The 22,325-nt window shown below is 32.7% G+C and carries 16 protein-coding genes and 1 pseudogene; 15 read left to right on the top strand and 2 right to left on the bottom strand.

Annotated features, from left to right (window positions below; all coding sequences use genetic code 11):
• Positions 1–145: 145 nt before the first annotated feature.
• From ACLIJJ_RS03285 to ACLIJJ_RS03245, 9 genes and pseudogenes are all read left to right on the top strand, one after another.
• A complete protein-coding gene (locus tag ACLIJJ_RS03285; protein ID WP_411410546.1) occupies positions 146–1,186 on the top strand; it encodes a hypothetical protein in 1,041 nt (346 codons plus the stop codon).
• A 299-nt stretch (positions 1,187–1,485) separates the two neighbouring features.
• The gene (locus ACLIJJ_RS03280) at positions 1,486–2,751 is read left to right on the top strand and encodes a putative phage abortive infection protein (protein ID WP_411410545.1); all 1,266 of its coding nucleotides are present in this window, start codon (positions 1,486–1,488) and stop codon (positions 2,749–2,751) included.
• A gap of 699 nt (positions 2,752–3,450) precedes the next feature.
• Positions 3,451–4,014 (top strand): recombinase family protein, encoded by a 564-nt coding sequence (locus ACLIJJ_RS03275; RefSeq protein ID WP_411410629.1) that lies wholly within the window; start codon positions 3,451–3,453, stop codon positions 4,012–4,014.
• A 466-nt stretch (positions 4,015–4,480) separates the two neighbouring features.
• Positions 4,481–5,158: a hypothetical protein gene (locus tag ACLIJJ_RS03270; protein ID WP_411410544.1), complete on the top strand. Its 678-nt coding sequence runs from the start codon at positions 4,481–4,483 to the stop codon at positions 5,156–5,158.
• Positions 5,130–6,731, top strand: a complete 1,602-nt coding sequence (locus tag ACLIJJ_RS03265) for a tetratricopeptide repeat protein (RefSeq protein ID WP_411410543.1) — start codon at positions 5,130–5,132, stop codon at positions 6,729–6,731. The genes ACLIJJ_RS03270 and ACLIJJ_RS03265 overlap by 29 nt, the downstream gene beginning before the upstream one ends.
• Positions 6,732–7,265: 534 nt before the next feature.
• The gene (locus ACLIJJ_RS03260; protein ID WP_411410542.1) at positions 7,266–8,945 is read left to right on the top strand and encodes an SIR2 family NAD-dependent protein deacylase; all 1,680 of its coding nucleotides are present in this window, start codon (positions 7,266–7,268) and stop codon (positions 8,943–8,945) included.
• 192 nt (positions 8,946–9,137) lie between these two features.
• A complete protein-coding gene (locus ACLIJJ_RS03255; RefSeq protein WP_411410541.1) occupies positions 9,138–10,811 on the top strand; it encodes an RNA-directed DNA polymerase in 1,674 nt (557 codons plus the stop codon).
• Positions 10,812–11,237: 426 nt separating this feature from the next.
• On the top strand, positions 11,238–13,151 hold the full coding sequence (locus ACLIJJ_RS03250; protein WP_411410540.1) for a hypothetical protein: 1,914 nt from the start codon (positions 11,238–11,240) through the stop codon (positions 13,149–13,151).
• Between the two features lie 260 nt (positions 13,152–13,411).
• Positions 13,412–13,543, top strand: a pseudogene (locus ACLIJJ_RS03245) (sporulation initiation factor Spo0A C-terminal domain-containing protein); the annotation flags it as partial.
• Between the two features lie 115 nt (positions 13,544–13,658).
• Here the strand turns inward: ACLIJJ_RS03245 and ACLIJJ_RS03240 are convergent.
• Entirely contained in the window at positions 13,659–14,144 is a 486-nt protein-coding gene (locus tag ACLIJJ_RS03240; RefSeq protein WP_411410539.1) for a hypothetical protein, read from the bottom strand.
• A 183-nt stretch (positions 14,145–14,327) separates the two neighbouring features.
• On the bottom strand, positions 14,328–14,648 hold the full coding sequence (locus ACLIJJ_RS03235) for a winged helix-turn-helix transcriptional regulator (RefSeq protein WP_233313224.1): 321 nt from the start codon (positions 14,646–14,648) through the stop codon (positions 14,328–14,330).
• A gap of 240 nt (positions 14,649–14,888) precedes the next feature.
• On the opposite strand from ACLIJJ_RS03235, the gene ACLIJJ_RS03230 reads away from it, so the two are divergent.
• The 6 genes from ACLIJJ_RS03230 to buk all read left to right on the top strand — a co-directional run bounded on the left by ACLIJJ_RS03230 (position 14,889) and on the right by buk (position 22,313).
• A complete protein-coding gene (locus tag ACLIJJ_RS03230; protein WP_233313225.1) occupies positions 14,889–16,586 on the top strand; it encodes an NAD-dependent malic enzyme in 1,698 nt (565 codons plus the stop codon).
• A gap of 203 nt (positions 16,587–16,789) precedes the next feature.
• Complete coding sequence (locus ACLIJJ_RS03225) at positions 16,790–17,746, top strand: AEC family transporter (protein WP_233313226.1); 957 nt, start codon at positions 16,790–16,792, stop codon at positions 17,744–17,746.
• 611 nt (positions 17,747–18,357) lie between these two features.
• Positions 18,358–18,558, top strand: a complete 201-nt coding sequence (locus ACLIJJ_RS03220) for a cold-shock protein (RefSeq protein ID WP_127737529.1) — start codon at positions 18,358–18,360, stop codon at positions 18,556–18,558.
• Between the two features lie 84 nt (positions 18,559–18,642).
• Positions 18,643–19,368, top strand: a complete 726-nt coding sequence (locus tag ACLIJJ_RS03215; protein ID WP_233313227.1) for a glycerophosphodiester phosphodiesterase — start codon at positions 18,643–18,645, stop codon at positions 19,366–19,368.
• 196 nt (positions 19,369–19,564) lie between these two features.
• A complete protein-coding gene (locus ACLIJJ_RS03210; protein WP_411229278.1) occupies positions 19,565–21,199 on the top strand; it encodes a sigma 54-interacting transcriptional regulator in 1,635 nt (544 codons plus the stop codon).
• A gap of 40 nt (positions 21,200–21,239) precedes the next feature.
• Positions 21,240–22,313: a butyrate kinase gene (gene buk / locus ACLIJJ_RS03205; protein ID WP_233314713.1), complete on the top strand. Its 1,074-nt coding sequence runs from the start codon at positions 21,240–21,242 to the stop codon at positions 22,311–22,313.
• Positions 22,314–22,325: the final 12 nt, after the last annotated feature.

Here is a 22,325-nt window from a genome sequence, read left to right as displayed (position 1 = left end):
CAAAGGAATATGAATCTTATTCTTTTTGATTTTTAAATAGAAAATTATAATAGGTTAATAAAATTTTGATTTTATTAGGTGAAATGAAATGGTAGAATTGAGTTGATGGAATTTTTATACATTTGTATTAATAGGAGATAACGAAATGAAAGATATTATATATTACCCTGGTTTTCAAATTAATGATGAGGAATGGTTAAAATTTGCTCTTCTCTATTTAAATGATGTAAATACAATTGTACCACCTGAGGCTGATGATTATTTAAGCGGTATACACAGATTCCTTTTAAACGAAACTGATTTACTAGCATCGTATAGACCCACCTATGAGGAAATCAGTAAGTCTACTGAAGATGCAATATGGGCTATAACTAGAGAGCTTGAAAACCCTGTTAAAATGTTAGGTATATTAGGTGAGATAAACATTTTAGACTTTTGGAGACAACCTCAGAATCATAACTTTGAATTATTTCAATCAAAGTTCAGCTATGAGTTTGAAGATTTTTGTCGTGAGCTAGGATTTGTAAGTTTTTCAGAAAATGGAATTATGATACCTTATCAATTAGGAATTTCATATATGTCAATCTTAGCACATAACATAGGTGATTATAATAATATGGATGTAATTACGGATTTGAAGGAAGAGAGGAAACTGAGAAAAATAAATGAAAAAACTTGGAGGTATAATAGTAGATTTGAAGAGATAAAGATTATAAAAAAGTTGATTTCTCTTGAAGTACCATCTGGGTTAAAGGACATTCCACTCAGCAAAATTGTTAAATTGCGAAATAATATTAATTTTCAAAGAAAGTTAAAGGAGTTTCAGTTAGCAGTTAATGAATTGTCAAACATCCCCAATAGCAAATTCACGGAACAAAGTATTTTTGAAATAAAAAGAAATATATCTAACACTAAAGAAAGTCTATTAAGTGATATTATTGAACTGGGGACAGCACTCTCAACAACCATATTAGGAATCCATATTGCACTTACAAATAATGGAGGAAATCTAGAGCTTCTGAACGAAACACTTGGTTTGGGTGCAGTATATACTGGGTTACCACAAATATATAGTAAGATTAAGACAAATAGGAGTAGGTCACTGGCAACTCGATATTTAACAGATATTCAAAACCTAGATAAACGGCAAGCAGGGATTAGAAGAAATTTAAGAAGTATTCTATAAAATTGAATTATGATATTTATATAAATTTCCGAGATTAAAAAAAGACAGTAAAAGCATGAACTGTCTTTTTTGTTTTATTTAATTTTATAAAATGAGTAATTATGAGCCTTAGCGTATATTTGGATTGTACTTAGATTTCTCCACTTTTTGTCATATTACACAAACAATAAAACTGTGATTTCATTAAGAGTTAAATTTTGTTAGTAGTAAGAGTTAATTGTTGATACAATAGATAAATGTTTTATTATAATTATCAAAAGTAAACTAGATTGGTGGAGAAGAGTTTGATTATGCTTTTAATGGTGTTAGTTGTATTGGTAGTATTAATGGTTTTAAAAACTAATTTAAGGAATAAGATATCAGAAGTTGGCATTTTGGTGTTTACCATTTTAGGCTTTGCTTTGTTGGTTACAGCAAGTATAATGCCTTTTGCTGTAAAAAATTATTATGATTCCCGATTAGACCAATATGAAAATTTGGCAGATTTAGGAGCGGTAGGTGATTTTATAGGAGGTACAACTGTTGCGTTTTTAACTGCATCTAGTGTTGTCCTTTTATTAGCAACTATTATTATGCAAAGAAAAGAAATAAAAATTAGTCAACAAAGCATCGAGGAATTAGTTAAGCAAACAGAAGCATCGGTGAAGCAAGCTGAAGAAGCAAGGAAAGAAACCCAAATTACTAATGAAACAATGAAAAAACAACAGTTTGAAACCACCTTTTTCAATATGATAAATTTACATCACAATATTCTGAAGGAAATACAAATTGAAGAATTTTCAGGAAGAGCTGCTATTGAATATTTTTATGATGATTTAATTAATACATATGATGGAAAGATTTATAGAGAGTACTGTGAAAAATTAAAAGAAGAAGCCCTTGAAGGTGATATTGAGATTTTAGATGGACTAATAAAACAATTGTACCTAGATAATCAATTAAGTGAATATACAGATGAATTTGAACTTCATTTTCTTCCCAGGTACGATTATAATGGGTTTGCAGATATGACTGAAAAAGAACAGTTTTATGAAACTATAGATAATGGTCAAAATAAAGAATGGAACAGAAGAAAAGAGCAACACTTAGTATACTATTCTCAAAACATATATGGAAATTATATAGCTTATAAAGAATTAATTGAGACAATAGATTTTAACAGAGTAAAAGATAAATTTTCAAATGTTTATATTGATAAATTTAAAACTAATTTCCTTAATCAACCTATGAAAGACTTAAAAAAACTAGCTTATGAGGAAGTATATAAAAGGAATGAGAATGCAGTTGGACATTACTATAGAAATTTATATAGAATAGTTAAGTTTATTCAAAGTGAGATTTTTGATGTAGATGATAAAATTAATGAAATTGAGAAACGTAAGTATAGGGGTATCCTGAGAGCACAATTATCATCATTTGAGTTATTAATGGTATTCTACAATGTTGTTTATTCGCAGAAGGGTGAGAAATTTAAAGAGATACTTATAAACACTAATTTTTTTGACGACCATCTTGTTACAAATGATTTTATATGGAAAAATGATATTGAAGAGGTGCTAGCCTAGATACCACCAGATAGTCTAATATATTTTAAAACACTGAACATGAAACCTGTTCAGTGTTTATTTTTAGAGGAATATATCTCTTTTCGGTTTTTGGTCACTGATATCTAATTTATGTATTTAAGTTATATTAAATACGTTGGTGCAGATGATAACTGGGAGTTTCAAACACATTGGAATCTATGGTTAAGTTTGGTGTGTTTTTTGTAATGGTTCAATACAATTGAATCCATTATGTAATAAGAACGAAGCTTTTTACCCAAGAGTTTACCCAAGAGGTAGGCTATAAAAGAATCTGTGGTCTACGTATCACATTAAAGAAATTCAGAGGTGAATAGAGCAATGCATGCTTAAATTCAACCTGTATAATTGTCTGAATTTAGTATATTAAAGTCGGTTTAATAGAATATACCACCCTTAGTCACAAATAAGACTTCTAAAAATCTCCGATACGACGCCAAAAATAGTCATGTTAATAGTTCCTAGATGAGCAGAAGAGTTATTAAAACAATGACGTTGTTCGAGACGAGTTAATAAATCTATCTGTATCAAAAAGATTGCTTTTACCATTCATATAAAACATTTAAAAATAGTGCAAATACTTGAAAGTTATTGCACTTTTTTAAAGCCTTGCTATAATCAGCTTTATTAGGTGCAATAACTTAGTGAAATAAATCATTGGAGAAAAGTGAGGATATAACATTGAGGTATGGGTATGCTAGAGTCTCAACAATAGCACAAGACTTAGAGGTTCAAATCAAAGCTTTGCAAGCGGCAGAATGCCAGGTCATTTATCAAGAGAAGTTCACAGGTACTAAAACTGATAGACCTGAGTTCAATAAGTTGCTTGAAGCATTAAAAAAAGATGACACATTAGTTATAACAAAGCTAGATAGATTTGCTAGGTCAGCAGTAGAAGGTATTCAAACAGTAAAGGCTCTATTTACAAGAGGGGTTAAGGTTCACATTCTTAACATAGGTCTTGTAGAAGATACAGCAACTGGCAGGCTGATTTTCAATATTTTAAGTTCATTCGCAGAGTTTGAAAGAGATATGATTGTAGAAAGAACTCAAGAAGGAAAAGCATTGGCTAAGCAACGTGACGATTTTAGAGAAGGTAGACCAAGAAAGCATTCCAAGCAACAAATACTTCATGCTGTAGAATTGCTCAAGACTCATACATACAAAGAAGTAGAAACGAAGACAGGAATAAAAAAGAGAACGTTGATTTACAGAAAAAATGAATTAGAGGCTATGCGATTATAAGTCAGACTCTTCATGGAAGGGTCTCTTTCTTTATGTTGAGGAGGAGGGGGATATTTCCACATTTTCAGTGGGGAAATCTGTGGCTGAAAACCATAGTGGGTTTAACCACACACCACAAGAAACTTATTGATTAGTAGATAAGTATTTGAAGAAGAAGTTGTAAATTTAAGTTTTCTCTTTTTAATTACTGCCATTTTAAGTTCATGCAGAAAGTTGATAGAAAATAGGACTTGAAATAAAATATAAAAATGTTCAATTTGTCTAAAATTAAACTTCACTAACTCTAACTAATGCTAACTTCATGCTATAATTTTTTAGGGAGTAATGAAGGTAGTTAAAATTTTTTGATTATGTCCTTAAGAAGTAATTAATTCCCATATAAAAAATAATAGTATATCTTAAAAAGCATTCTTGGATTTACTTAAGGTTTTTAAATAAACTAAAAAGGAAGAAGGAAATAATTTTTATGAAAGATATAAATGAAGAGCAATTGAAATTGTTATTTCGAAATTTTATAGAATTACTAAATCCTGCAATAAGTACTCAAATTGAGATGTTTAATAATGTGAATGAAAAGTTACCGTCGATAATACTAGAAATTTTTAAGGTACACGGGATTTCAGAGCTATCTTCCTTAATAGAGGAAACCTCATTAAATGAAATTAACATAAACTTGAATAATGGAGAGTCAATTAGTAACAAAAATGAGGATATAGAGGAATTAACATTTACAAATCTAGGAGAGTTACATTATATAAATTATATTAACACTAGTGATGACAAAGAAAATTTATTAATTTATATAACACTTGAGGGATTTGAAGATGATATTAAAGATATTTACTTGAATAGTCCCTCTCTTTCCTTTTTAAAATATGCTATGGATTGTTTTTTTGATGTATTGCGCAAAGAACTAAAAAATAAGACGGATAAATTATTTGAAAATAATCTTGGCGATATTTTATCATCTTTTGGAAGAGATTTCATTAATAATATAATTAATCGGGTGTGTTTAGGGAAAGATAAAAACCTTTTTGACGAGATTAATATTATCTCTACCCTAAATTATGAAGGAAGTGCTATAAATGCTAAGTTACTATTAATTAGGAAATTTAATGGACAAAAATATAAATTTCCTAATTAAATTTGAAGAGGTCATTCAATATAAAGAACATAGGAAAATGAGGAAATTATTGGAGATGACTGATGACGATACATATCTTATTGGTGATAATAACCAAATTTATGGATTAGGAAAACTTATTAATTTACATAATTTAAAACAAAATAACGTGGTATTAATTGATTTTTTGAATAGATTTGAGTACAACTTAAAGACAATTAATATTACAAATAGGCTAGAACCTAGTATAGGTATTAGAGAGGAACGAATTAGATGGTTCTTTGAAGAAAGGCTGATTGTAGGCATAAAGCATGGGAAATTAACTTTAGTTGAAAATAAACTTTCGAAAGAGAAGTTAATGTACTCTATTGGAAATGTATTTAATAAACATATTTCAGAAGAATATAGGGAGAAGAAATTTACTAACATTATAAAAATAATAGAAGCTGCGTATAAGCAGAGACATGGGACAACAGTTGTGATATCTACACCAGAGTTGGCACGAAAAGAAGCAGAAAGATTGAAAACACAATCTATTAAAGTGAATAAAATCGATTTTTATGAAGACGTAAATATAGCAAAAACCATAAAAAAAATAACTAATATTGACGGGGCGCTATATTTGGATGTAGATGGGAATTGTCATGCTATTGGAGTAATTTTAGATGGACATGCTGAATTGGATAAAGGTGATGCTTCCAGAGGTGCTAGATATAATTCAGCAATTAGATACGAGAGTGGGAAAGATATAAATGGAAATTGTCTAATTGTTATAATTTCAGAGGATGGTATGATTGATTTAGTTCCCGATAGTATTAATATTGAGAAAAAGATTAACAAACTAAGTAATGAAGTAAAATCTTTTATTGATATGAAAAATTTTGAAGCGGCGCTACAAATAATTAAAGAAATTGATAAATTAAATCCTAACAGAGCTGAATCATTTTATGACAGAGCCTCCATTCTAAATAAAATGGGTGAGGACCTAGATGAAGTTATAAATATGTTAAATACCGCAATAGGTTTAAAGGCAGACTATTGGCATGCATTGTATTTTCGGGGTTATATCTATCGGAAGAAATCAGAATACGCTAAGGCTATAAATGATTATAAACAGGTTATACAAATTAATCCTAATAATAAAAATGTATATTTGAGACTAGGAAATGTTTTGGTATTTAGAGGGCGCTGGGAAGAAGCGCTAGAAACTTTTGACAAGTTATTAAATTTAGATAATGAGTTTTCTAAGGGGTATTATGGAAAAGCATATGCATATTATTCCTCAGAAAGATACTTGGAAGCTTTTAATGAAGTAAATAAGGCTTTAAGTATAGATGAAAATTATTCTTATGCACTTGCCCTTAGAGGGGCAATATTTTGGGAGTTTGGGGATTATGATAAAGCTATTCTGGATAATAAAAATGCATTACAGATTAATGGGAATTTAAAAGCAGCTTATAAAAACCTTATACGTTTTTATAATAGGATGATGAGTATAGAGGAAAATGTGACTGAAAAGAAAAGTTATTTAAATTTAATTCAAGAGTATAAAGATAAACTTATTGAATTAAACAACAATCCCAAAGATAGTTAAACCTAATAATATAAAACTGTGTAGATTTTTGTGGAAGCGTAATTAATAATTAAATCTAAACTTGAACTCCTTATAAGAAAAAAGTTTTGTGTGAAAACTGCAGCTAGTGAAGAAATAAAAAATTACTAAAGGTTTCATATTATCTAATATAAGTTGTATTTGGGGACTCTTAAAGGGGTCTCTTTTTTTATTTTAATAATAAGGAAGGACCTATTTCAACTTTTTCTTTAACATAGGGGGGATTCACACAGTAGTCTTTTCTATCTAACCTGCTTTAGAGTGCTAATAATATAGTATGTCGCTTTCCATTCTCCATTATAGTCTATCTAGATTCAAATAATAATTATACTTCAAATTAGAAAATAATAAGAAATTTTCCCTAATTATATTTCTTAATATATGAAAACTCGCTAATGAATAATTTGGTAAAAAAAGATGTTTATGTAAAAAATCATGGTATAGTATTGTTTATAATTAGTAATCTAGATAAAATAATTTGATAGAAAAAATTTTTATCTAAAAAGAGAGGGAATCATGACTAAATATATTCAATACATTCCTAAACCATTACTTGAAGATATCTTAAATAATCAGTGTATACCAATTGTAGGGGCTGGTTTTTCGTTAAACTGTGATTTACCGAAGGGGAAAGAAATGCCCCTGTGGGAAGATTTGGGAAGAAGTTTTTCTAATGATTTAATTGATTATCCCTATAGCAATGCACTTGATGCTATATCTGCATACAGTTTTGAGTATTCTCGCTCTAAATTAGTGGAAAAGTTAACTCAACTATTATTTATTGCTGATTCAAAACCAGGAAATGTACATAAAGCATTTTGCAGAGTCCCCTTTGATATTGTTTGTACTACAAATTTTGACTTTTTATTGGAAAAGGGATTTGATAACGTAGGTAAATACTGCCTACCAATAATAGATGAAGAACAATTGTCGATAGGTTCGAATCTGAAAACTAATCATAATAAAAATGTTCTTCTAGTAAAACTTCACGGAGATTTACATCATCCAAATAGGATGGTAGCCACTGAACAGGACTATGATTCCTTTTTAGAAAATTACCCACTAATATCCACATATCTAGCAAATCTATTAATCACCCGTACTCCACTGTTTATTGGATACAGTCTAGAAGATGCGGATTTTAGACAAGTGTGGCAAATAATAAGTAATAGGTTAGGTGAATTAAGAAGACCAGCTTATGTTTTGTCTGTCGGGGCTAAACAAGCTGCTATCAATAGGTATAAAAGAAGAGGAGTTAATGTAATAAATATTGATGCCAAGTCATATGGTGAAGTATTTGAAACACTATTCGAAGAAATAAGGGAATATTGGCTTGAAAATCTACCAAATAAAAGTCTAGTTTTTAATGAACAAACTTTAGCGGAACTGTCTTTACCAGTAGATGCTACAAATAGGTTATGTTATGTTGCTGTACCATATTCAAAAATATCTTTATATAGAAGTTATATATTCCCGATTATTGAAGGATATGGATTTTCGCCAATTTCATCTGATGAACTAATCATGCATGGTGATAATATAACAGCCAGAGAAACAGCTTTAATTGAACGAGCAGATATGATTATTTTTGATGCTGAAGATGATAAAAGCTTAAATGGAATTAGAAATATCCTTGAAAAACGACAGAAGCCATTACATCTTCTTGTATTATCTAAAAAGAATTCATCTGGCTTTGATACGAAACTAAATGGTATCCATAATATAAAATTTGTAAACAGCAATATTTCAGAGGCTTATATTGAGTCAGAAACATTTATACATACAATCGAAAATTGGTTATCACAAGTGTCTGAGAATATAATGATGGACTTAAATAGTGAACCTGGGCGATTGCTAGGAAAACAAGAATATAAAGCAGCTGTTATTTCTGCAATTACTCTTTTAGAATCTGAGTTAAGAAAACTTTTCGAATTAAATATAGAGGGACAGTCCAATAAGATAAATAATATTTATCGCCATTCAACTTTATCAAATCTATTTACTTTATTAATAGATTCTGGTTTAGTAGACGAGGCGTACAGTCGTGAATTTAAAAAATGGGTAGTGTGGAGAAATAAATTAGTCCATGGTCAAGAACAATTTATTTCTCAAAAAGAGGCTTCTAAAATTGTTCGAAATGTTAACCAATTAATTGGAAGCGTTAAGCAAGCAGCTTCAGCTAGAGAATTAAAATAAAGTAATGTAACGTAGACAGTAGGATATATAGAAAACTTACTGTCTTTTAATTATATTTTATTAACCCTTTGAATTAAAAGTTTCTTTAATTTTTTTCACTTTTATGTAAGTTTAATATAATAATATACTTGTGATAGTTATATTTAAAACTAATCAATATGAACGGGAAATATATATGATAGGAGAAAAAGGATGTCCAGTGATTTTTTTGATTTTGGGGATTGGGATTTTTTAGAATCTCCTGAAGGTTTAAGCTTAGAAAATTTAATTCGAGGGGGGTATCTACCTTATGAAATCATTCCACCAATAAATACTAATGATTATGCAGATAATATTTCCTATATATCTAGTAAAGTTCAAAGTTTTAAGGGGGAAAAATACAGCAAATATTGTACGTACACTATTCCTAAAGTTAAACATGTAAGAAGATTGCTAGCTATACCAAATCCTTATCATCAGCTTAAACTTTCCCAATTAATTGTAGATAATTGGGAAGAAATAGAAGTGCATATTGAAAATTCCCCTATTTCTCTTAGTAAGCCAGTAATAAATAATTTGAAAATTAATTCTAATAGAGAAATACGAACCTTCTCTAGAAAGATAAATTTATCTGATATTTCTAAGGAAAGTATATTACATTCAACAGATGCTAGATATTTGTTAAAGACTGATATATCTAGGTTTTATCCTACAATATACACACACATTATACCTTGGGCATTGCATTCAAAGGATACTGCCAAAAGTAGTTTGAAGGATAGAACACTTTTTAAAAATCTTTCGGGTAATAAAATTGACGAAGCTACAAGGTCTACTCAAGAAAATCAAACTATTGGTATTCCGATTGGACCAGATACTTCACTCGTTATAGCAGAGATTATTGGTGCAGCAATAGATAAATATTTATATCAAAAATTGAAAGAAAAGAAAATAAAATTACAAGGTTTCAGGTTTGTAGACGATTTTTACTTATATTTTAAAACATTCAATGATGCCCAATTTGCATTATCTGCTTTACACCATATTATGAAAGATTTTGAGTTAGAACTTAGTCCAGAAAAAACAAAAATAATTGAATTGCCAGTTATTCTTGAGCCAAAATGGACAATTGAATTAAGAAGACTCCAGAATAAAAATATAAATAAATTAAGTTTATCAGATGATGAAATAATCACATATTTTAGTAGAGCCTTTGAATTATCAAAAGAGTACCCAGATGAATCAGTGTTGAAATATGCATTAACAGAAATAGCTGAAATGCAGATAAGTAAAGAGCAGTGGAAAATATATGAATCACTTGTACTAAATTCAATGATTGTCGAACCAAGTGTTTTACCGATAGCAACAGAAATACTGCTTGGATATCGTATTGCTAAATACCCTTTGGATTTTAAGAAAATCAAATTAACTTTATTTGAGATTATTTTATACTACTGTTCATACGGATATACACACGAAATTAGTTGGGCATTATGGTTATGCAAGTCTCTAAATATTAATATCCCAGTCAAAGTAGCAAAAGAGTTAGCTAAAATAGAAGATAGCATAGTTGCTTTAATAACTTTAGATTTACACAATCAAGGCAAAATAAAAAAAATAGATGTTTCTTTATGGGAATCATTAGTTACAAAGGAAAGTCTTTATTCAAATCATTGGCTGCTTACTTATGAAGCAATTAACAAAGGGTGGCTAAATCCCAAAGAAGGAAGAGCCATTATAGAAGATGATGATTTCTTCAAATTACTTTTAGAAAAGAATATAAGTTTTTATAAACCTGACGAACAAGTGTTGCCAGTTGAAGTTAACCTTTCAGATAATGAGAAGTTACAAAGAAGGAAAACTAGAAGGAGAAAGAGACTTTATTAAATGGAGCAAAGGTGAAAAAGTGAATTTGAAGTATACCTATTTATTCGTGTACTAAACTATAGTGAATAAGTGGGTATCCTTTAGTATTAAAATGAAAGTTTGAAATTTGATGATATTCAAAAATATGAAGTTAAGTTAAAAATAAAATGTTTATATTCTCAAAAGATGGTGAACATGCTTGTTGAGATAAACTAGAAGAATTCGTAAACAATATTCCTATTTTAAATCTTATTAAAATACTGATTTTTTAGCAATGGTTTTTACGAAGCTTCTTTATATCTAAGCAATTTGATTTATTAATAAAGAAGTGGCATAAACAGTTCAACTAGAAGGTGAAATTTGGAGATGAATTGAATGTAAACCAAGGATATTGAAAGTGCCAAAACATACTAACATTATTAACTTCTTCGAGGGGAATTAATTGCTATGAAAGGTGAGCATATGGATAAGATTAAATTTTCTGAACACGAAATGGCTTTTAGTTGGGAATTGGGAAAGATAGTAGAAAAAATTAATGATAATACAATTGAGTCTGAGTGGAGTATAACTGATTTATTAGATTTTTATAATATTCTGAAATATATGCAAGTTACTAGTTTTAGTGACCAGATTGTTCAAGAGACAAGTATTAACGTAAAGACTTACGTTGTGCAAATAAAGCAAAAAATCGGTAGGTTTGTAAATGGTCAAAAAGGTGGTTTCATTAGTCTATATGATGAAATCGACTTTGATGACACTTCAGATTTCTTTGAAGTTATTGATAATTATAAGTTATATGAAAATATAGAAATAACTAGTTTTCGGGAATTTCTAAATAAAGAAAATGTCCATATTAATTCAATCCTCGAATTTAAAAGATTGACTGACCTTTTCGATGAAGCAGTTAAAGACGTGCTTTTATTAGACCCTATGAATGCAGAGACCATTTTGTCAAAGTATTTAAAGGAAGTAAAAATAAATTTACCACCATCTTTGACTAATACAGATGTATTAAGTTTAATCGATAAATATATTGGTTTACCAGTAGTGAATCTTAATGTATTGAGAACAATTATTAACTTTCCAACAAATAAAGGGTTAAGTATAACTGATAAAATTAAATTACATGCTAAAAGGAGAGCTGAAGAAGAAGAGGCTAAAATCTTTCATAACAGTGTAGGTATTGAATCAGGGGTAATGATTGCTTATCCAAAAGACCAAGTTGAACCTATAGTATCAACTATAGAAGGTAGAACAACCATTATTAAGGTAAGTCGGAAGTGGATTGAAGAAAATAATGATTATGCCACACTTTGGAATAATTTTATCTATTTATTTGGTTTTGTTGATGAACATATGAGATTGGAATTAGATTCTAAAAAAAGCGAAAGCTCTGCTCTGGAATCTGCATTTAGAACGCAAGCAGAACACTTGTATTATCAATCATCCTCTTTTAACTTCAAAGAAATGCTTTCTTACGCTGAATTGTATAGTTTTGTTTTTGAATTAAATGAAATAGGGATAAGATTGGAAGAAATGATTAAATGGTTTTTTGAGGATTATTTAAGATTGGAATTTCAAATTGAAAATTTTAAGGTTAAAATGCCATCGAATGAATCATCATATTTTGAAAAATGTAGAACTATTCTTCCTGAGATAGATAGAATTTTTAAGCAATATAATATTTTACTTGAAGAAGGAGGAATAGACCAGGAATTAATACAAATGTCTTCTTCGAGTTTTAAAATTAAAGATATTAAGTCGCTAAATAAAAAGAAGTACGTTTATACTTCCAGTGATTGGTATAAAACAGCCTCATTCTTCTTGTTTTCTGACCAAAGTAGTATATTCTATTTACCAAATAAAAAAGAAAAATATAAAAATTTTTATAACTTGATAACAAGTGAAATGGTAACTAAAGATGATTTTCACGAATATCAATGGAAAACAATGCAATGGTTATTTGATAATAACTTAATTAATGAAAATAACACAGGAAAAATACAATTTGTTGACAATAGAATTATATATATTCTTAAGGAATTGTATTATAAGGAAGTAATAAGTTATTGGCGTTCTGCTGAACCGATACAAATATTAATAGATGAGTTAAATAGTCAAAATCTAGTTAACTTTGAAAGTAGTCTTTTTTCTAGGAATGAACAAGATTATCTTGATTATTATCTTAATAAATCCAAATTTACTAACGGGCATGATATTAGGAATAAGTATTTACATGGAACTAATATTGATGATGAGAAACAGTACGAGACAGATTACTACTTGATTCTTAAACTATTTGTCATAATAATCATTAAAATAAATGATGACCTATGTATTAATGAAGATAGAAGGAAATAAATAAATTAATGAGTCCATAAGTAAAAAGTTCTTACTAAATTTATCTATTTAAATATTCTATGAACAAGAAAGCTTCACGACATGATTAAGGGTCAATAATTTAATTTACTTGGATAATAAAAAAGTGTAATATAATTAATGTAATGCAACAAATATATTATTATAAACCAACAAATACATATGAGATGAAAAAATTTATATTTTAAAACACGAACTTTTTGCTTTTTGAATATGGATTTATTTAAGAGATTCCGAATAATAGCAGAGGCAACATCGATTCCATCTCCACCCTGTTCGGCTACACTGTCAGCATGTCCAAAGCAAAACCAACGAACTCAGAATTTATCGCGATTGTGGCAGATAAGCTGAGATTGGAGCATAAGGCTTCCTAATAAAGATTGTCACTAATCTATTAGGTAAATGAAGAAAAGCACTTCCTATTTATTAATGGGAAGTGCTTTTTTCTGAAATAAAATAGTCAAGTAAGACACAAGAATACTTCTTGTTCTAATAATTCCGCTCATTTTCTAATACTTCAATAATTGCCTCAAGATTATAAATGGTTTGATCGAGCATGTTAAGCAGTTCTTCCTGCTTTTTAGTATCTTTCGTATGTAGGCTTTCTTGCGTTAATGAATGGATGGTTTCGACCTCTTCTAGTGCACCGTCCATTGCGAGCATAGTACTGCTGTATTGGAATCTTTGTTTATCTGTCAGCAAATCTTCTTTTTCCTTATAGATTGTTGGCAAAGTTTCTAAGTCACTAGACAGGATACTTTCTTCATTATTCCTTTTTAACGCAGTTAATTCATCAATCAAGCCATCGATTGTTTTATGGGTCGTGTCAATATAATCCATTTCCTTTATTTCATCAGCATTGCTTTTTTCTTCATCATCTGTAATCTTAAATTCTTCTGATCGCTTTACTTCAAGTGAACATCCTGCCAACAAAAATAAGCTTAAGACAAAAAAAACAGCAATTCTAATCTGCATATTATCTTTATTTCCTCCAGACCATTTAATGAGTATAAGTTATATACGGGTTATGATTCAGAATTGTTTCAAAATCTGAATATGTTCATTTCGTGCAAGTAAATTTGTAAAAAAATCAGCCGAATATCTTTATGTAAATAAAAAAAGTAAAAAAAGAGACCGTGTTGAAAACCCGGTCTCTGTTCACATCCATTTTTTAGCCCATAATTCCACTGCATCCAATGCTTTGCCGAGTTCATGGCCTTTTTTTGTCAAAGAATATTCCGTTCGTATCGGTCTCTCTGTAATAACATTGCGTATGACGATGCCGTGATGCTCAAGATCCTTAATTCTTTCATTCAGCATGCGTTTGCTGAGATCTGGAATAAAGCTGTGAATTTCACTAAATCGCTTCGGTTCATCCATTAATGCGTGAATAATAAGTCCAGTCCACTTTTTGCTGATGAATTGATACAGCTTCTCCACCTTTTCGCTTAAGTTGCGCGGAGTCTTTTCTTCGCTCATTTCCTTCATCCTCATTTTTTTAGTTATTAATGATAACCAATATATTATAAATAACATAGTTAAATAATTAAAAAAATCAGCCTTACTTACATAATATCATATAAAACGTTTTCAATAAATGGTTTTGTGACAATTGTGTGGCAGTGACCGTTGACGAAGAAAAAATAGGGGAGTAGAATCTGTAACGTAAATTAACCAGTTAACTTTTAGTAACCAAGTTAAAGGAAGAAGGAATAGAAGATGAGCAAAGTTATTTTCTTAGAAAAAGACGGTTCGATTCATACAACATTAAAAGGTAAGGATGTCCTTGCAAATCCATTGCTTAATAAAGGAGTTGCCTTTACAGAAAAAGAAAGAGAGGAGCTTGGCCTTAACGGTATCTTGCCTCCAGCGGTCTTGACGCTTGAAGAGCAAGTAAAAAGAGCATATGAGCAATTTGCTTCCAAATCAAGTAATCTGGAGAAAAACAATTCATTAAATGATTTGTTCAACCGCAACGTGGTTTTATATTACAGATTGTTAACAGATCATTTGAGCGAAATGCTGCCGATTGTTTACACACCGACTGTTGGTCAATCCATCCAAGAATACAGCCACGAATATCACCGTCCAGGTGGTGTTTACCTGTCTGTTAATGATTTAGATGGAATTGAGGAAGCACTTGCGAATACTGGTGCTTCAGCAGACGATATTGATTTAATCGTTGCAACAGACTCTGAGAGCATTTTAGGTATTGGTGACTGGGGTGTCGGCGGAATCAATATCGCAATTGGAAAACTGGCTGTATATACAGCAGCTGCAGGTATCCACCCAAAACGTGTATTGCCAGTAGTGCTTGATGCAGGTACAAACAATGAAAAGCTAATTAACGATCCATTATATATCGGTAACCGCCATGAAAGAATTCGTGGTGAAAAGTATAATCAGTTCATTGATGCTTATATTGAAAAAGCACTTGACATGTTCCCGAATGCATTGCTGCACTGGGAGGATTTCGGTAATGTGAACGCACGCCATATTATTGAGAAGTATAAAGATAAAGTTTTAACATTCAATGATGACATCCAAGGTACTGGAGCAGTAACGTTAGCAGGTATTCTTTCAGGATTAAAAATCAAAAATGAATCATTAAAGGATCAACGTGTATTAGTGTTTGGACCAGGAGCTGCCGGTATTGGTAACGCAGACCAAATGAAAGATGCGATGGTTCTTGAAGGTTTGACAGAAGAAGAAGCATGTGCAAGATTCTGGGCTGTTGATCACAGAGGTCTGTTGACAGATGGCATGGACGGTATTTTGAGCTTCCAAAAACCATATGTACGTTCAGAAGCAGAAGTTGCAGGCTGGGAAAAAGAAAATGGCATTATTTCATTAATGGAGACAGTTAAACAAGTGAAGCCGACCATTTTGATTGGTACTTCAGGTGTTGCAGGTGCTTTCACAGAAGCAATCATTAAAGAAATGGCAAAACATGTTGAGCGTCCAATCATCATGCCGATGTCAAACCCAACGCATCTAGCCGAAGCAGTTCCATCAGACCTGATTGAATGGACAGACGGAAAAGCGTTAATCGCTACTGGAAGCCCATTTGAGCCTGTTGAATATAAAGGAATTAGCTATGAAATTGGTCAATCAAACAATGCCTTTGTATTCCCAGGCCTTGGTCTTGGTTCGATTGTAGTAAAAGCTAAATTAATTACAGACAGCATGTTCATTGCATCTGCAGATGCAGTTGCAAAGCTTTGTGATACTAGCAAAGATGGAGCTTCATTGCTGCCAAGTGTTTCTCAGCTTCGTGAAGTTTCCTATGAAGTAGCAGTTGCTGTTGCTAAAGCAGCCATTGAAGATGGAGTTGCACAAGATATTCCTGCAAATGTGGAGGAAGCTGTGAAGGATGCTATGTGGTATCCAGTATATAAAGATATTGAAGCAATGTAAGTATTGTTGAAAGAAATAAGGCTTTAAAGAGGGAGGCTTTTAATCTTAGTAATACGGATTAAAAGCCGGATTTACCCTAAAGAGCAGTCTCACTTATTTTTTGAAGAATTAAAACCTACTTAATAAATAGGTTAAGTAGAGTTTATTAGCACAATTTTTGAGCGTATTGATACGCTTTGGATAACATTTGGGGGATTTAAATTATGGGTATAGGTCAAATATTTATTATATTAATACCAATTTTCTTTGTCATTATTTTAGGTTATTTGGCAGGGTATTTTAAAAAGTTCGATGCTGCTTCATCTAAAGGCTTGAACACACTTGTTACAAAGTTTGCGTTGCCAGCACATTTATTTGTCGGAATTACAACAACTTCTAAACAAACACTTATCGATAAATGGCCTTTCTTTGTCACAATGTTCATAGGTATTATCGGTTTCTATGTAGTTCTTTTACTGATTTCACGTTTTGTATTTAAAACATCAACAACTCCAGCATCTATGTTTGCATTAAATTCTACGCAGCCATCATTTGCATTTATGGGTATACCAGTATTAGGAAGTATATTTGGGGCGGATGCAGTTGCAATCCCTATTGCGATAACTGGTGTAGTAGTTAATGCACTTCTTGATCCATTGGCTAGTATTATCGGAACTATTGGCCAGTCAAGCACCAATGCGAAGGAAAAGGGACAAAGCTTATGGAAAGTGACTGTTTCATCTATTCTGCATGGATTGTCTGAACCGCTTGCATGCGTGCCGTTGCTTGGTGTCGTTTTAATTCTTTGCGGCTTCCATTCACCAGATATACTAGCAGACAGCTTAGATGAAATTGGTTCTATCACTTCTGGTGCAGCTTTATTTGCGATTGGGGTAACAATTGGTATCCGCAATATTAAATTCAGCAAAACTGCTATCAGCATTGCCTTCATAAAAGCGATTATTCATCCGTTGGCAATGGTATTGATTGCTCTAATGATGGGATTATCTAAAACAGATATGACAAATGCAATCTTATTGGTTGCTTTCCCAGGCTCAGCAGTAGCTGCGATGATTGCAACAAGGTTTGAGACATTGGAAGCTGAAACAGCGTCCTCCTTTGTCCTCAGTGCCATCCTTTCCTTAATTACATTACCAATCTTCCTGTCTTGGTTGATGTAAGATCATTTTAACAGGCTGGGACACAAGTATGTAAAATACGAATCAAAACCAAACTATTTTTATCATTTATTGATTAATAGTTTGGTTTTTTTGTTTCGATTATATACAATAATTAAAAATCTTAGTGGAATCGAGCGGAGGTCACTCGACTCCTGCGGGAAATAGAGGGAAGGATGAGACCCAGCAGGCGAAGACGAGGAGGCTCATCTTTCTCCCCGCGGAAAGCAAAGTGGCCGAGAGCGCAATGAAACGAACTAATTTTAAAGCCGTATAATACCAAGCTTTATTGTTTCTAAGTTTAAGTTAGATGGAATATTATTATTCGTGTTTAGATGGGTTATATTTTGTATTGGCTCATCTTTATCGTTGCAAGATTATTTTTTAGAAGGATTACGAAAATGACAATCAGTCGGAAAGTATAAAGAAATCATAAATTTTTCATTCTTTTTGTAAACTTTGTTGTAAAGATTTGCTTTCCCATGTTTAACCTGTTACTATAAAGGAGACTTATTTTTGTTCGAAGTAAATAGTTAGGATAGAACATTCTTTATTTTTTATGAAGAGCAAGGATAGTAATACATAGTGTGTGAAGCACATAGGAGGAAACAAAAATGGCTACAGGTAAAGTAAAATGGTTCAACGCTGAAAAAGGATTTGGTTTCATCGAAACTTCAGAAGGACAAGATGTATTCGTACATTTCAGTGCTATTCAATCTGAAGGTTTCAAAACTTTGGATGAGGGCCAAGAAGTTTCTTTTGACATAGAAGAAGGACAACGCGGACCACAAGCTGCTAACGTTACTAAAGCTTAATTAACTTTCAACAAAAACAGACTCTAACTTTCGTTAGAGTCTGTTTTACTATCAACACAATTTCTAGTTTAGGAGTGTGTGTATATGACATTGATATTTGCTCACAGAGGTTATTCTGCCCGTTTTCCTGAAAATACGATGATAGCTTTCACGGAAGCAGAGAAGGCTTCAGCGAACGGAATTGAGCTGGATGTGCAAATGACGAAGGATGGCGAATTAGTCATCATTCATGATGAAACAGTGGACCGCACGACAAATGGAACTGGATTTGTTGCAGAACATACTTTTAGTGAGTTAAGGAAATTACAAGCTTCTTATAAATTTGCTGGTGTTAACGAAAAGATACCTTCATTAAAAGAGCTGTTTGAATGGATGCAGGGCAACTCCTTATTATGCAATATTGAGTTTAAAAACAATAATGTCCCATATGATGGCATGGAAGAAAAAACAATTAATCTTATTTCTGAGTTTGGATTAGGTGACCGGATTATCTTTTCTTCCTTTAATCATTACAGCATGGTGCTCAGCCACCGAATTGCCCCAGAAATAGAAACAGCCGCACTGCTTTCAGATAGAATATATCAGCCATGGATTTATGCAACAGCAATCAAGGCTAAAGGAATTCATCCTAATTACAAAAGGATCACCATTCCAATGGTGGAGCAGGCTGAAAGGTTTGGCATAAGTGTTAGGCCTTATACCGTTAATGATGCAATGAAAATGACAGAGTTTATCCAAGCCGGAGCGTCCGCTATTATTACGGATGAACCAGTTCAAGCTATGCAAATTCTTCAGGCATCCTCTAAATAGGACTGTGCGGTTCCTGCTACTAATGCAGGTACCTTTTTTATGTAAAAAATGTAAGCGTTTAAATTGAATAAATTATCAGAATACATAAAAATCGAGAAAAAATTTGCATGGAATTGCAAATATGTTTATAGTATAGATATGAAATAAATTGCACGGTTAATATTTTATGATTATGCAAAAAGTGAGGTTTTTGCAAATGGATTTATCCTATCAATCAACAGAACAATCGATCTTTCAGGACTTAAAAGAAGCGGTCGTGCTCATTGATAAACAAGGAAGAATTGTTTATTACAACCAGCAGGCAAGCACGCTTGCTGCACATCAGAACAAAAGGCCGTTAGCGAAGGATGCGCATATTCTTGATGTCTTTCCTAAAGCAGAGCTGATGAGAGTGCTCCAGACGAAAAAGGCAGAAATCAGAAAGTTATTCCGTCTGTCTGAACATATTTCCGTGCATGTGTCCCGTTTTCCCCTTGTAAACAAGGATGGAGAATTGCTTGGAGCAGCTGCGATTATTCAGCAGGATAGGGCATTGGAAGAGGATTGGCGTGTTGATGAATACATACAACAGGGAATGCAGGCAGTACTGCAAAACGCATCACAAGCATTTGTGATTATGGATGAAAATCTGTTAGTTATCTTGCAAAATCCTGCATATGAGAAGTTTCAGTATTTATTAAAGAAAGACAGTTCTGCTGAAGCGGAATGGAAGGAACAGCTCAGTAATGTGAGCAAAAAGACGATGGAGACTAGAAGGACTGTTGTGCAAAAAGTGGCAGGACCTTCAATAGAAGGAAATATTAGATGTATTCCTAACTTGATCGATGGGATATGGAAGGGCTGTATTCTGTTTATTGATTATGATATAGAGCAGGCGGAACTAAGGAAGAAGCTTGAGCAATCTAGAAAAATTATTCGTACATTAGAAGCACAAAGCCGGTTTGAAGACTTTACAGCAGAGTCCCCGCGGATGAAGATGGCTGTGCAGCAGGGGAAAATAGCAGCTGATATGGATTATATCGTGTTTTTGCGTGGTCTTGCCGGTACTGGCAAGAAAATGTTTGCAAATGCCATCCATAATGAGGGGAAGAGAAGATATCAAGCATTTACTGCTATTGATTGTTTGCAAGAGCAGGAAAAAGTTTCAGCGTTTTTGGAAATGCTTAGAAGTGAAGATACTTCCCTGCAGCCTTCAGGTACGGTGTATATGGAAAATATTACAGATCTATCTATGGAGCAGCAAAAAAAGCTGCATCTCATCTGTTCCAATCAAGATGAAACTGCCGGATACCGTTTAGTTCTCTCCGCTTCTGTTAATGTGGAAACGGCAATGATGAAAGGTTTGTTTCTGCAGGAACTATATTATGAACTGCTGCAGACGAGCATTCATCTCCCTTCCCTTAAAGAAAGGAAAGAGGATATAGCTCCACTGGTGAAGGAATGGATACAACTAGCCAATAAGGAGTATGGCAGCTGTGTTGCTTCTGTTGACAAGACTGCAATAGAAGCATTGCAAAGCTTCCCGTTTGAACATCATTTCAGAGAAATGCGGGCTGTTGTTTTTCATTCACTTGCAAAAATAGATAGACAGAAAACAATCCTTAAAGAAGCTGATCTCGCTTTTTCAAGCAGCACTGCTGACAACAGTCAGAATGCAATCCTTCTAGAACCAGAAGATAAACCGCTTTCTGAGCTTGTTGAGGAATATGAAAAAGTTATTATCGAGCGTACATTGGCAAAGCTTGATGGAAACAAGACGTTAACAGCGAAGAAGCTAGGCTTATCTGTCCGGAATTTATATTATAAATTGGAAAAATATCATTTGAACTAACAAATAAAAACTGTCTGGACAGGGAGGATTATCAAAGATGATGGAAAAACATCGAATATTAGTCATAAACCCTAAATCCGAATCAACAGTTATTTCCCTATATGAAAATGAAGTGCCAATCTTTGAGCAATCTATCATGCAGGAGGATACAGCAGATTATCCTAACATCGCTGCCCAGGCGCCTGCAAGGACGAAGAAGGTTCTGGATTTTCTTCTATCTGAAGGATTTAATCTTTCCAGGCTTGACGCAATTGCCGGAATAGGCGGCTTGTTAAAGCCGATTGAAGGCGGAACATATATGGTGGACAGTGCGATGATAGCAGATCTTAAGGCAGGCGAAAGAGGAGAGCATCCTTCCAATCTTGGCGGATTAATAGCAGCGGAGATTGCCGCGGGATTAAATATCCCTGCTTTTATCACTGATCCAGTTGTGGTTGATGAACTTGAAGACATTGCCCGAATATCAGGATATCCCCTTATTTCCAGAAAAAGTGTCTTTCATGCATTAAATCATAAAGCAAGCGGCAGAAGGGCTGCGATGGAGCTTGGCAGGTCCTATGAGGATTGTAATTTTATAGTAGCCCATTTAGGAGACGGAATTACGGTCGGAGCACATAGGTGCGGAAAAGTCATTGATGTTAATAATGGTCTGAACGGAGAAGGGCCCTTCAGCCCTGAAAGAGCTGGAAGTCTTCCACATGGTGATTTGGTCGACCTCTGCTATTCCGGCAAATACAGCTATAAGGAAATGAAAGAGCAGCTGCTGTACCACGCAGGTATAAACAGCTATTTGCACAAAAAGGAACTCCGTCAATTAGAAGCCGGTATCAAGGAAGGCAGCACGCAGGATAAGCTCATTTTCGATGCACTTTCTTATCAGATTGCAAAAGAGATTGGCAGTGCAAGTACTGTTCTTGCCGGCAGAATTGATGCAATCATCTTGACAGGGGTTATGGCTTACAGCACGATGCTTGTGGACGAAATTGTCGAACGGACTAAATGGATAGCAGATGTGTTCACATACCCGGGTGAAAATGATATGCAATCATTAGCAAATGGATGTTTACGTGTTCTTCGCGGGGAAGAGCAAGCAAAAGCATATAACATAAAGTGATTTTTTAGGAGA

Origin of the sequence: Niallia laureatilytica, from assembly GCF_046613985.1 — a bacterium.
In the GTDB taxonomy this organism is placed as follows: Bacteria; Bacillota; Bacilli; order Bacillales; family Cytobacillaceae; genus Niallia.
Note: the sequence above shows the minus strand (reverse complement) of the source record. Positions and strands in the feature narration are given on the sequence as shown.

What these genes read in the sequence shown, in the direction of transcription:
- ACLIJJ_RS03285 (WP_411410546.1), top strand. Translation starts at nt 146, where the DNA reads ATGAAAGATATTATATATTACCCTGGTTTTCAAATTAATGATGAGGAA.
- ACLIJJ_RS03280 (WP_411410545.1), top strand. Translation starts at nt 1,486, where the DNA reads ATGGTGTTAGTTGTATTGGTAGTATTAATGGTTTTAAAAACTAATTTA.
- ACLIJJ_RS03270 (WP_411410544.1), top strand. Translation starts at nt 4,481, where the DNA reads ATGAAAGATATAAATGAAGAGCAATTGAAATTGTTATTTCGAAATTTT.
- ACLIJJ_RS03265 (WP_411410543.1), top strand. Translation starts at nt 5,130, where the DNA reads ATGGACAAAAATATAAATTTCCTAATTAAATTTGAAGAGGTCATTCAA.
- ACLIJJ_RS03260 (WP_411410542.1), top strand. Translation starts at nt 7,266, where the DNA reads ATGACTAAATATATTCAATACATTCCTAAACCATTACTTGAAGATATC.
- ACLIJJ_RS03255 (WP_411410541.1), top strand. Translation starts at nt 9,138, where the DNA reads ATGTCCAGTGATTTTTTTGATTTTGGGGATTGGGATTTTTTAGAATCT.
- ACLIJJ_RS03250 (WP_411410540.1), top strand. Translation starts at nt 11,238, where the DNA reads ATGAAAGGTGAGCATATGGATAAGATTAAATTTTCTGAACACGAAATG.
- ACLIJJ_RS03240 (WP_411410539.1), bottom strand. Translation starts at nt 14,144, where the DNA reads ATGCAGATTAGAATTGCTGTTTTTTTTGTCTTAAGCTTATTTTTGTTG.
- ACLIJJ_RS03235 (WP_233313224.1), bottom strand. Translation starts at nt 14,648, where the DNA reads ATGAGCGAAGAAAAGACTCCGCGCAACTTAAGCGAAAAGGTGGAGAAG.
- ACLIJJ_RS03230 (WP_233313225.1), top strand. Translation starts at nt 14,889, where the DNA reads ATGAGCAAAGTTATTTTCTTAGAAAAAGACGGTTCGATTCATACAACA.
- ACLIJJ_RS03225 (WP_233313226.1), top strand. Translation starts at nt 16,790, where the DNA reads ATGGGTATAGGTCAAATATTTATTATATTAATACCAATTTTCTTTGTC.
- ACLIJJ_RS03220 (WP_127737529.1), top strand. Translation starts at nt 18,358, where the DNA reads ATGGCTACAGGTAAAGTAAAATGGTTCAACGCTGAAAAAGGATTTGGT.
- ACLIJJ_RS03215 (WP_233313227.1), top strand. Translation starts at nt 18,643, where the DNA reads ATGACATTGATATTTGCTCACAGAGGTTATTCTGCCCGTTTTCCTGAA.
- ACLIJJ_RS03210 (WP_411229278.1), top strand. Translation starts at nt 19,565, where the DNA reads ATGGATTTATCCTATCAATCAACAGAACAATCGATCTTTCAGGACTTA.
- buk (WP_233314713.1), top strand. Translation starts at nt 21,240, where the DNA reads ATGGAAAAACATCGAATATTAGTCATAAACCCTAAATCCGAATCAACA.